The 12,130-nt window shown below is 79.0% G+C and carries 5 protein-coding genes and 1 pseudogene; 1 reads left to right on the forward strand and 5 read right to left on the reverse strand.

The window, feature by feature from the left end; translation table 11 throughout:
• Nucleotides 1-636: 636 nt before the first annotated feature.
• A pseudogene (locus ACFY07_RS02255) lies at nt 637-1,905 on the forward strand (protein kinase); the annotation flags it as partial.
• A 789-nt stretch (nt 1,906-2,694) separates the two neighbouring features.
• Here ACFY07_RS02255 and ACFY07_RS02260 read toward each other — a convergent pair.
• From ACFY07_RS02260 to cobT, 5 genes are all read right to left on the reverse strand, one after another.
• Nucleotides 2,695-4,026: a glutamate--cysteine ligase gene (locus ACFY07_RS02260; protein WP_390866969.1), complete on the reverse strand. Its 1,332-nt coding sequence runs from the start codon at nt 4,024-4,026 to the stop codon at nt 2,695-2,697.
• A 183-nt stretch (nt 4,027-4,209) separates the two neighbouring features.
• On the reverse strand, nt 4,210-5,076 hold the full coding sequence (locus ACFY07_RS02265; RefSeq protein WP_230647777.1) for an RNA methyltransferase: 867 nt from the start codon (nt 5,074-5,076) through the stop codon (nt 4,210-4,212).
• Between the two features lie 248 nt (nt 5,077-5,324).
• Entirely contained in the window at nt 5,325-6,353 is a 1,029-nt protein-coding gene (locus ACFY07_RS02270; RefSeq protein ID WP_390866971.1) for a S66 peptidase family protein, read from the reverse strand.
• 52 nt (nt 6,354-6,405) lie between these two features.
• Nucleotides 6,406-7,632 (reverse strand): uroporphyrinogen-III C-methyltransferase, encoded by a 1,227-nt coding sequence (gene cobA, locus ACFY07_RS02275; protein WP_230647781.1) that lies wholly within the window; start codon nt 7,630-7,632, stop codon nt 6,406-6,408.
• Nucleotides 7,633-7,836: 204 nt separating this feature from the next.
• Entirely contained in the window at nt 7,837-12,105 is a 4,269-nt protein-coding gene (gene cobT, locus ACFY07_RS02280; protein WP_390866972.1) for a nicotinate-nucleotide--dimethylbenzimidazole phosphoribosyltransferase, read from the reverse strand.
• Nucleotides 12,106-12,130 lie beyond the last annotated feature (25 nt).

Here is a 12,130-nt window from a genome sequence, read left to right on the forward strand (position 1 = left end):
GGGTGGTGATGGTGCTGCGGGGAGTGCTCCCGCGGGCAGCGGCACGGGTCGGCGTGCCGCTGCCCGGGGCACCCGGTCCGGCGCGGTGGACGGTGTACCTCGGGGGACGAGCGTCCCGTCCACCGCTGGTCACCACCGTAGGCGCGGCGGGGGCGCCCGGTCCTCATGCCCGCGTACCGTCCTTGCGGCATCCCGGAGGATGACGCCGGGGCTGCAGGCGTACTACCAGAGGCGGAGGCCGCGCCTCCGCCACCCCGGGACAACCCCGAGAACGACCCCGAGACGGCTGCACGCCGCCCCTCCGTCACGGCTCCCACCTGAGAACTCCCCACCCGTGAGCACGACTGACGCCCCGTCGGGCAGTCCCTGCCCCCGACGGCCGCGGCGACACCATGGTGGAGGGCCGCACGCCCGTTGTCTCCCGGTTTTCCGCGGCGCGCCTCAAAGCCCGGCAGCGGCCGGCGTCCGGTCCCGGGAGCGGCCGCCCGGCGGGGCCCCCGGCGCGGGCCCCCGGCGCGGGATCCCGGCGCCCGTACGTGCGTTGCGTGTCGGCACACCGCTGCGGGCAGTCCGTAAGCTGTCCCGGGAGAGGTCAGGCGAGGCCCCGGTGCGGGGGATTGAGGCGGCGGGAAGCGAATGGCGTTGATGCGGCTCCGGCGAGAGGATCCGCGCGTCGTCGGCTCCTACCGGCTGCACCGGAGGCTGGGCACCGGCGGCATGGGGGTCGTGTACCTCGGCTCCGACCGGCGCGGGCAGCGCGTCGCCCTCAAGCTGATCCGCGCCGAGCTGGCCGGCGACCCGGAGTTCCGCACCCGCTTCGCACGCGAGGTCGCCGCCGCCTCCCGGATCCGGGGGGGCTGCACCGTCCGGCTCGTCGCCGCCGACATCGACGCGGAGCGGCCGTGGCTGGCGACCGCGTACGTGCCCGGCCCGTCGCTGTACAAGCGGGTCGGCGACGAGGGGCCGCTGCCGTGGCACGAGGTGGCGTCCGTGGGCTCGGCGCTCGCCGAGGGCCTGGTCCACGTGCACGAGGCCGGGGTGGTCCACCGCGACCTGAAGCCCTCCAACATCCTGCTCTCGCCGAAGGGCCCGCGGATCATCGACTTCGGCATCGCGTGGTCGCTGGGCGCCAGCACGCTCACGCACGTGGGCACCGCCGTCGGCTCACCCGGCTTCCTCGCCCCCGAGCAGGTGCGCGGCGCGCCGGTGACACCGGCGACCGACGTCTTCGCCCTCGGCGCGACGCTGGCGTACGCGGCCTGCGGCGACTCGCCCTTCGGTGCCGGCACCTCCGAGGTGATGCTCTACCGGGTGGTGCACGAGGAGCCGGACCTGTCGGGGGTGCCCGGACCGCTGGCGCCGCTGATCCGGGCCTGCCTGGCCAAGGAGCCGGCCGACCGCCCGGGGACGGTCCAGCTGTACGAGCGGCTGCGGGAGCTGGCGGCCCGCGGCGCCGCGGGCCGCGCCGCGGCCGGGGACGGCGCGGCCGCGGCCGACGGGCGGGCCCCCGCCGGGGAGCGGCGGCCGCCGCGGCGGCCGTCCGGGGAGGGGCGCCCCGCCCCGCAGCGGCGGCCCGCCGGCCAGCCGCCGACCGCCCCGATGCCGCACGGCGCGGGCCAGCACGGCCCAGCCCAGCACGGCCCAGCCCAGCACGGCGCGGGCCAGCACGGCTCCGGGGCCGGAGGGCACCACCCCGCCCCGCCCGGCGGCGCCCGCACCGGCGGGCGGCCCCGGCCGTCCGCCGACCGCCAGCGCACCCCGGCGCCGGGACGGACCGCACCGGGCCGGAACGGGCCGGGCCGGACCGCGCCCGAGCGGCGCCGGCTGCTGCGCCAGCGGCTGGTCGTCTTCGTCACGGTGACGGCGGGGGTGGCCCTCGCCATCGCGGCGGCCCAGGGCTGCCGCGACCGCAACGGCCAGGGCATGCCCAGGCCGCAGGACGTCCGCACGGGCTTCCACCAGTCGGTCGACCGGGCGGGCGGCGCGGCGGGCGGCGCGGCGGCCGTGGCACCGGCCCCCGCCGCCTCCCGGCCGGCGGGCGGCGCGACCGCCGACGGCGCGCTGGCGGCGTCCGCGGACGCCCCGCCCGGGGTGGACTGGGCCAACCGCAGCTACCCGGACCCGGGCGAGGGCCCGGCCATCCGGCTGCGCGACGGGCGGGCCGCGCCCGGCGGCGCCCGGGTCACGCTGACCACCGTGCTCTCCGCCCGCTACCGGGGCGCCCCGGCCGCGGTGGTCGTGCTCAACCGCACCGAGGGGTCCGTGCCGGTGGACCTGGTCGAGCTCTTCGGCTTCTCCGGCGGCTCCCCGGTGCTGCTGGCCGCCCGGTCCTCCGCGGCGGACCCGCGGGCGGCCGCCGTCTGGCGGATCACGGGCGGGGCGCTGATCCGCGAGGAGCGGGTGCCGGGCGCGCAGGGCAGTACGGCCACCCGCTACACCGTGCGGGGCGACGGCACCCTGGAGGAGTCCTGGCCCGGCGCAGGGGGCGTGGGCACGGGCGGCGGGGACTGAACCCCGGCGGACGGGTGCGCGGCGGACGGGTGCGCGGGCGGCTCCTCCGGCGGACCTGAGGGCGGGTGCGCGGGCGGCGGCCGGGCCTGCGGGCGCAGGCGGAGCGGCCTCCGCACCGGGCGCCGTGCCCCGGGGGGCGGTGGGAGGCCTCGTCACCGCCCGCCGCGTCACCCGCCCTCCGCGTCACCCGCCCGCCGCGGTCTCCGCACCGTCCGCGGGCTCCGCGGCGTCCGTCGACTCCGCCAGGGCGCGCACCACGTCGCGGAGGTCGCCGCGGCGGTCGAAGGCGGCGCGCTGCCGGACGGCCCCGCCGCCGCGCCGGAGGACGCCCGCCAGCAGGGCGGCGACGGCACGGTGGTCCCCCGCCGCCTCCAGGCCGGGGCGGGCGCGGCGGACCAGGTCCTCCAGCAGGTCCCCGGCCGGGCGCAGGCGGCACGCCAACGGGTCCAGGCCGAGGCCCGCCAGCCCGTCGCGGGCGGCGCGCCAGTGCGCGGCGCGGAGCAGTTCGCCGGGGACGGCGGGGGCGGTCCGCCCGGCGCGGACCTCGGCCAGCAGCGTCGCGCACAGGCCCCGGACGAGGGCTGCGACGAGGACCACCGTGTCCAGGTCGTCGTTGGAGTCCGCGACGCGGACCTCGACCGTCGGGTACCGCTCGGAGAGGCGGGCGTGCCAGTAGACCATCCTGCGGTCGAGCAGCATCCCCGAGTCCACGAGGGCGTCGACCAGGTCGTCGTAGGCCTTCGCGGAGGCGAACAGGGGCGCCGGGCCCGTGCCGGGCCAGCGGCCCCAGACCAGGGCCCGGGTGCTGGCGTAGCCCGCGTCCAGGCCGTGGCGGAACGGGGAGTTGGCGGCCAGCGCCTCCAGGACCGGCAGCCAGGGCCGCAGCCCGTTGCCGACCTGCACGGCCTCGTCGCGGTCCTCGATGCCGACGTGCACGTGGAGCCCGCAGACCCCCTCGGCCTGGCCCCGGGCGATCGGCCCGAACCGGTGCACCATGCGGCGGTAGCGGGGGTCGTCGGTGACGTCCACCTCCGCCGCGGCGGCCAGGACGGCGGTGCCGCAGGCCACCGGCAGGCAGCCCTCCTCCCGGGCGGCGGCCGCGATGCCGCGGCGCAGGCGCGCGAGGTCGGCGCGGAGGTCGGGCAGGGCGGTGCACGGCACGCTCGCGGTCTCCACCTGGGTGGGGAACAGCTCCGCCTGGATCCGGCCCGGCGCGAACCGGCCGGCCGCCCGGCCGATGACCTCGGGGCCGTAGGGGACCGCGCGCCCGGCGCCGGGGACGACCAGCAGGAACTCCTCCTCGACCCCGACGGTGGGGACGGGGGCGCCGCGGCCCGGTGACGGCCGGGACGCCCGGCCCGGGGCGGGGCGGCGGGGGGCGGGGCGGGGTGCGGTGGTCAGGGCGGCTCCGTCCGCGCGGTCGGCGGGGTCCGCTCCCCGCTCCGGGAAGGGGAGCGTCCCCGTACCGCCGCCGCGCCACGCGGGGGGCGCCGCACCGCCGCCCCGTCGGCCCACGCGGGCGGGGGCCGTCCGTGGGAGCCGGGGCGCACGGCGGGTCGGGGCCGGGGCAGGCGTCGCCCCGCCCGGCCGGTGCGGGCAGGTGCGCGCCGGTGCAGGCCGGTGCGGGCAGGTGCGCGCAGGTGCGGGCAGGTACGGACAGGTGCGGGCAGGTACGGGCCGGTGCGGGCGGACCGTCCGCTACCGGGCCCGGCGCTCCGGGGCCAGGGCGTAGAAGGCCACGGCCGAGGCCGCCGCGACGTTGAGGGAGTCCACTCCCCCGCCCATCGGGATGGTCACGGAGAGGTCGGCGGCCGCGACCGTCGCCCGCCGCAGGCCGTCGCCCTCGGTCCCGAAGACCAGGGCGAGCCGGGGGCAGCGGCGGGCGGCGAGCTCGTCGAGGCCGACCGCGTCCTCGTCGAGGGTGAGCGCGGCCGTGGTGTAGCCCGCGTCGCGCAGGGTCCGCATGCCCTCGGGCCAGGGGTCGATACGGGTCCACGGCACCTGGAAGACGGTCCCCATGGAGACCTTGACCGCCCGGCGGTAGAGCGGGTCGGCGCAGCGGGGGGTGAGGAGGACCGCGTCGACGCCGAGGGCGGCGGCGTTGCGGAAGGCGGCGCCGATGTTGGCGTGGTCGACGATGTCCTCGAAGACGGCGACGCGGCGCGGGGCCGCGGCCGGCTGCCCGTCCGGGACGGGTGCGGCGGCGCCGGCGGTGCCCGCGAGCAGGGCGGCCGCGTCGGGCAGGGCGCGGCGCTGCATGGAGGCGAGGGCGCCGCGGTGCACGTGGTACCCGGTGACGGCCTCGGCGACGGCGGGGGCGACCTCGTACACGGGGGCGTCGGCGGCGTCGATGACGTCGCGCATCACCGCGGTCCACTTGGGGGTGAGCATCATGGACCGCATGCGGTAGCCGGCGGCCAGCGCCCGGCGGACGACCTTCTCCCCCTCGGCGATGAAGAGGCCCTCGGCGGGCTCGCGGCGGCGCCGCAGCTCGACGTCGGTGAGGGAGGTGTAGTCGCCCAGGCGCGGGTCCGCCGGGTCCTCGACGGTGATGATCTCAGCCACGGGAACGATCCTGCCTGCTGCGGCGCCGCGGGCCCAAACCGGCCCGGGGAGGGGACCCGCGGACGGCTCCCCCGCGTGCCCGGTCCCCGTGGGCGCCGGGGCGGGCGACGACGGTCGGGGCGGGCGTCCGGGCACGGGCAGCGTGCGCGTCCGGCAGGGCGCCCCTGCCGCCTGCGGCGGACGCGGGCAGGGCCGGTCCGCAGTCCGGCGTGCCGGCAGCCCCGGGGCCGCCCTCCGCCACCGGGACGTCAGTCCAGCGTCTGCACCAGTTCACGGCGGGTCGCCGTGTGGACGAGACGGCCCCGGGCCCCGTTGACGAGGGGGAGGTGCGGCGGGACGTGGCCGCACTCGACGTCGGCGACGATCGGCACCCCCAGCGGGCCGAGCGCGTCCAGCACGGCTTCGTGCTGGGTGAGCGAGTCCTGGTCGGGCGCCCGGGTGCGACCGACGAGGACGGCGTTGGCGGCGTCGAAGAACCCGGCGAGGCGCATCCCGTGGAGATTGCGGCAGATCGTGAAGGCGTCGTCGCCGAACGCCTCCACGTAGACGAGCAGCCCCTCGGGCGCGTGGGCGCGGGCGAACGCGGTGACGTCCCCGTAGGGCGTGCCCGCCACGTTGCACAGCGTCTCGATGCAGCCGCCGATGAGGCGCCCCCGGACCTCCACGTCGCCGTCGCCGTCCAGCCTGGTCCACGTGCCGGGGGTGTCCAGCGTGTACTCGTCCACCTGCGGGAAGAGCCGGTAGTCGGCCCAGCCCGAGGACCGGTGGCGGCCCGGCGGGGTCTGGGCGAACCGGCTTCCCGCCGGCAGGGCCGCGATGTCCAGCCACGACAGCAGCCCGTCGGGCACGCGGTAGGGGGTGTCCATGAGGTTGTTGCCGTGCAGGGTGGCGGCCCCGGTGAGGAGCGTCAGCGGGGTGAGCAGGGTCGACATGTCCGAGAACCCGACGAGCCAGGTGGGCTCGGCCGCACGCAGCCGGTCCCAGTCGAGCAGGGGCAGCAGGTCGATCGCGGTCTCCCCTCCCCACGGGGGGACCACCGCGGCGATCCCGGGGTCGGCCAGCATCTCCGTCAGCTCGGCCGCACGGTCCGCCGCGGGGGCGCTGACGTGTCCGGAGCCGTCCATGCAGCGGCCGACGACCACCTCGTAGCCGCGGGCCTCCACCGCGCGGACCGCCAGCCGCAGGCGCTCGTGGAGCTCGCCGCCGACCCCGCTCGACGGGGAGGTGACGGCGATGCGGTCGCCGGGACGCAGGGGGCGCGGGTATCGGATCGGCATGGCGGGAGTCTGGCACGAAGGCCCTCCCGGCCGCCTGCCCGGTTCCCGCGGGTCAGCCCGCGTGGACGGAGACGACGTCGCCGACGACGACCACCGCGGGCGGGCGGACGTCCTCGGCCGCGACGACGGCGGCGACGGTGGCGAGGGTGGCGTCGACGCGGCGCTGGGCCGCCGTGGTGCCCTCCTGGACGACGGCGACCGGGGTGTCGGCCGCCCGCCCGTGGGCCATCAGGGTGTCGGCGATCGCCCCGATCCGCTCCACGGCCATCAGCAGGACCAGGGTGCCGCGCATCCGGGCGGCGGCCTCCCAGTCCACGAGGGAGCGCGGGTCGTCCGGGGCGACGTGGCCGGAGACGACGGTGAACTCGTGGGTGATCCCGCGGTGGGTGACCGGGATGCCGGCGGCGGCGGGGACGCTGATGGAGCTGGAGATGCCGGGGACGACGGTGACCGGCACGCCCGCCTCGGCGCAGGCGATGACCTCCTCCATGCCGCGGCCGAAGACGTACGGGTCGCCGCCCTTGAGGCGGACGACGAACCGGCCGGCCTTCGCGTGCTCCAGCAGGGTGCGGTTGATGGCCTCCTGGGCCATCGCCCGACCGTAGGGGATCTTGGAGGCGTCGATCACCTCGACGTGCGGCGGCAGCTCGGCGATCAGCTCCCGGGGGGCGAGGCGGTCGGCGACGACCACGTCGGCGTCGGCCAGCAGGCGGCGGCCGCGGACGGTGATCAGGTCGGGGTCGCCGGGGCCGCCGCCGACCAGGGCGACGCCGACGGCGCGCTCGCGGTGGTGGCGGGCGCTCAGCGAGCCGTCGCGCAGGCCCTCGACGACGGCGTTGCGCAGGGCGGCGGAGCGGCGGGGGTCGCCGGAGAGCACGGCGACGGTGACCGAGCCGTCCCGGCCGGTGGCGGGGGTCCAGGCGGTGGCGGCGGACGCGTCGTCGGCGCGGGCGCAGAAGACGCGGCGCTCCTCGGCCTCGGCACTGACGGCGGCGTTGACGGCGGGGTCGTCGGTGGCGACCAGGGCGTACCAGGCGCCGTCGAGGTCGCCGGGGGCGTAGCCGCGGTCGTGCCAGACGACCTCCCCCGCGTCGGCCATGGCCTGCACGGCGGGCGTGGTCGCGGGCGATATGAGGTGCACGTCGGCGCCGGCCGCGATGAGGGCGGGCAGCCGCCGCTGGGCGACCTGGCCGCCGCCGACGACGACGGTGCGGCGGCCCTCCAGGCGAAGGCCGACCGGGTAGGGGGTCACGTCGGGGCGGGGTGCGGGCGCGGCCATGGCGTGCTCCTGTGCGGGGCTCGTACGGACGGGGTGGGATGCGGGGATGCGGAGGGGTGCGGCGATGCGGCTCCGCAGCCGGTGCGCCCTCGGACCGGCTGCGGAGCGGGTGGTGCGGTGGTGCGGCGACCGGGGCGGTGCCCCGGCCGGGTCCTCGGCCGGGGCCCGGCCGGTGTCCCGGTCAGGCCCCGGCCGGTGTCCCGGTCAGTGCTTCTCGGTGACCCCGGCGGAGTCGAACGTGGCTACATCGTGCATCGCCCGGGCCGCGGACTGCACCAGCGGCAGCGCGAGCAGTGCGCCGGTGCCCTCGCCGAGCCGCAGGTCGAGGTCGACCAGCGGGCGCAGGCCGAGCTTGGCGAGCGCCGCCTTGTGGCCGGGCTCGGCCGAGCGGTGGCCGGCGATGCAGGCCGCGAGGACCTCCGGGGCGATCGCCTTGGCCGCCAGGGCCGCGGCGCCCGCGTTGATCCCGTCCAGGATGACCGGGGTGCGCAGCGAGGCGGCGCCGAGGAGGAGGCCGGCGAGGGCGGCGTGCTCCAGGCCGCCGACGGCGGCGAGGACGCCCACCGGGTCGCCCGGGTCGGGCCGGTGCAGCTCCAGCGCGCGGCGGACGACGTCGACCTTGCGGGCGTGCGTCTCGTCGTCGATGCCGGTGCCGCGGCCGGTGACCTCGGCCGGGTCGGTGCCGGTGAAGACCGAGATCAGGGCGGCTGCGGCCGTGGTGTTGGCGATGCCCATGTCGCCGGTGACGATCGCCTTGTTGCCCGCCGCGACCAGGTCGCGGGCGGTCTCGATGCCGACCTCGACCGCCCGCAGGGCCTCCTCGCGGCTCATCGCGGGGCCGGTGGTCATGTCGGCGGTGCCGGGGCGGACCTTGCGCGGCAGCAGGCCGGTGGTGCGGCCCTCCTGGACCGGCGCGGGCAGCTCGGAGGCGACGCCGACGTCGACCACGCACACCTCGGCGCCGACCTGGGCGGCGAAGGCGTTGACCACCGCTCCCCCGGCGAGGAAGTTGCCCACCATCTGCGCGGTGACCTCCTGCGGCCAGGGGGTGACCCCCTGGGCGTGCACGCCGTGGTCGCCGGCGAAGACCGCCACGCAGGCGGGCTCCGGGATCGGCGGCGGGCACTTGCGGGAGAGGCCGCACAGCTGGGCGGAGATTATCTCCAGCATCCCGAGGGAGCCGGCGGGCTTGGTCATCCGCTTCTGGCGGTCCCACGCCTCGCCGAGCGCCTTGGCGTCGAGCGGGCGGATGCCGCGCAGGGTCTCGTCGAGCACGCTGTGCGGGTCCTCGCCGGGCAGGGCCCGGTTGCCGTACTGCTCCTCGTGGACGACCCAGGACAGCGGGCGCTTCCTGGCCCAGCCGGCCTGCTGGAGCTCCGGCTCGTCCGGGAAGGAGTCCACGTAGCCGACGCAGAGGTAGGCCACCACGTCGAGGTGGTCGGGCAGGCCGAGCTCGCGGACCATCTCGCGCTCGTCGAAGAAGGACACCCAGCCGACGCCCAGGCCCTCGGCGCGGGCGGCGAGCCACAGGTTCTCCACGGCGAGGGCGGCGGAGTACGGCGCCATCTGGGGCTGGGTGTGGCGGCCCAGGGTGTGGCGGCCGCCGCGGGTGCGGTCGGCGGTGACGACGATGTTGACCGGGGTCTCGAGGATCGCCTCGATCTTGATCGACTTGAACTGCTTGGCGCGGCCCTTGGGCAGCGAGGCGGCGTAGGCGTCGCGCTGGCGCTCGGCGAGCTCGTGCATCCGCCGGCGGGTCTTGGCCGAGCGGATCACGACGAAGTCCCACGGCTGCGAGTGGCCGACGCTGGGGGCGGTGTGGGCGGCCTCCAGGACCCGGATCAGCACCTCGTGCGGGATGGGGTCCGGGCGGAAGCCGTGGCGGACGTCGCGGCGCTCGCGCATCACGCGGTGCACGGCGTCGCGCATGGACTCCTCGTAGCCGGGCGCGGCCGGGCCCTGGGGCAGGTCGGGGCCGGACTGGATCTCGGACTGGATCTCGGGCTGGATCTCGGGCTGCACGTCGGGGTGGGCCTCGGTCTCGGCGGCGGCCTCGGGCCGGGGCTCGGGCACGGACTGCGGTTCGGGCTGGGGCTCGGGCTGGGGCTCGGGCGCGGGCTCGGGCGCGGGCTCGGGCCGGACCTCGGCAGCCGGAACGGCCCCGGGGCCGGCCTCGGCGCCGTGGGGTTCCGCCTGCTCGGACACGTCGACGGCCTGCTCGGCGGCGGCCGCCGGGAGCTCGGGCCGGGGCTCGGACTCGGACTCGGGCTCGGGAAGGGCCTGGGGGGCCTGTCCGGCGGCGGGCCCGGTTCCGGCGGCCTGGTCGGCGGCGGCCCCGGCGGGGGCCTCCTGGACGGCCTGCTGCACGGGGGCGGCACCCTCGGCGCGGGCGTCGACGGGGTCCGCGGCGGCGGTGCCGGGGACGGTGGCCTGCTCGACGGGCTCCGGGTGCCCGGCGACCGCCTCCTGCGGTGCCGCGGCGGCCTCCGCCGTGCCGGGACCTGCGAGCCCGACCGGCTCGGCGGACCCGACCGGCTCGGCGGCCACGGCGACGGGCGGCTCCTCCGCCGGGGCCCCGCCGGGCACGACGGGGGCGGCGGCCTGCTCGACGGCCTCGGGCCCGACGACGGCCTCGGGCTCGGGCTCGGGCTCGGCGACGGCCGCCTCGGGGGCGGCCTCCGGGAGAGCGGAACCGGAGGCCGCGCCCTCGACGGCGGCGCCCTCCTGCAGCACCGGGGCGTCGGCGGCGGGGGCACCGGACTCTGCGTCCGCGGCACCTCCGGCCGCGGACTCCGGTGCGGCCGCCGCAGGGGCGTCCGGCATCCCCGCCCCGGCGTCCGGGACGGCCGGGCCGGCGTCGGCGACCTCCTCGGGCAGGCCGGGCGCGGGCGGTACGGCGAGGAACGCCGCGATCCTGCTGGGGGGGCCGTCCGAGGACCGGGCGGGAGCCGGGATCAGGGTGGCCTCGGGGAGGCCGGAGGCGGCGGCGTTCTCGGACGGGAGCGCCTGCGCGGGCGGGGTGGCGGAGGCGTCCTGGACCTGTGGCGCGGTGTCCACTGCGACCGCCTGGGCCGCGGGCTCCTGCGCCGTCGGCGCCGTGGGGGAAGGGGCGGGGGCGGGGACGGCCGCCGCGGAGGCGTCCTGGGGTGCGGCGTGGCCGGGCCCGGCCTCCGCCGGAACGGCGGCGGCCTGCTCGGCGACGGCTGCCCGGGGCACCGCGACGGGCTCGGCGGTCACGGGCTCGGCGGTCACAGGCGCGGGCGCGGGCTCGGCGGCGGGTGCCTGCACCGCCGCCTGCTCCGCCGCCACGTCCTGCGCAAGCACCGCCTCCTGCACGGGGGCCTGCGGGGCCGCCGCCTCGTCGGCGGGGGCCTCCTGGACAGGGGCCTCCTGGACCGCCGCCGGCTCGGCCGCCGGGACCTCGGGGGCCACGGGTGCCGCGGGTGCCGCAGGCTGCACCGACTGCTCCGGTGCGGGCTCGGACGCGGGCGCGGTCTCGGCGGCGGGTGCCTGCACCGCCGCCTGCTCCGCCGCCACGTCCTGCGCGGGCACCGCCTCCTGCACCGGGCCGTCCTGGGCCCCGGGCTCCTGAACCGCCGTCGGCTCGGCCGCCGGCGCCTCGGCCGCCACTGGTTCGGGGGCCTGCACCGGCTGGACCGGCTGCACCGGCACGGCGACCGCGGGGGCCCCGGGCTGCTGGGGCGGGGCCAGCCGGACGCCGTAGCCCTGGGTGTCCCCCGCGGAGGGTCCCCGGTCGGCGAGCGAGCGGACGGGGACCTGACCGGTCATCAGGGACGGGTCGGGGATGGGCGGTCCGGCGTGCAGCGGACGTCGGGGCGCCGCGGCGGCGGCCGCCGCGGACTGCGGCGCCACCGGGGGCTGGGGCGCCACCGGGGCCTGCGGCTGCGGCTGCGGCGGGGCGACCGTGAAGGGACCGTGCTCGGGGACCGGTACCGGTGCCGGTGCGGCGGGGGCCTGGCCCGGGGCCGCCTGCAGGGCGGTGGCGGCGTCGACCGCCGCCTGGACCGCGGCCTCCGGCGGCGCCAGCGGCGGCCAGGACGGGGTGACGGGGGTGCCCGCGGCGTGCGCGGCGGCCTCCTCGGTGGTGACGGTGCGCAGCGGGATGGTCTCCGCCGGCATGCCGTGCACGGCCGGGTCGGCGGGCATCGGGGTGCCGTGGGCCGGGGTGGGCTCGCGCAGGGCGGCCTCGCTCCAGGAGCCCTGCGGACCGGGCATGAGGAGGAGGTCGTCCTCCTCGTCCAGCTGGTCGGGCTGGTCGAGGAAGGTGAAGGCGGGCCGCAGCCCGGCGTCGTGCGCGGCGGCCTCGGGGCCCGGGCCGAAGGGGTCGGGACGGAAACCGGCGCCCGCCGTCTCCGCAGGGCCGCCGACCGGCTGGTACGCCGGGTCGTGACCTGCCTCGGAGAGCGGGTGCTCCGGCAGTCCCTCGCCCGGGACGTGGCCGGTATCGGTCATCTCAGAAACTCCTTCCAGGGCCGCG

The organism is Streptomyces sp. NPDC001380 (assembly GCF_042895785.1).
Classification (GTDB): Bacteria; Actinomycetota; Actinomycetes; order Streptomycetales; family Streptomycetaceae; genus Peterkaempfera.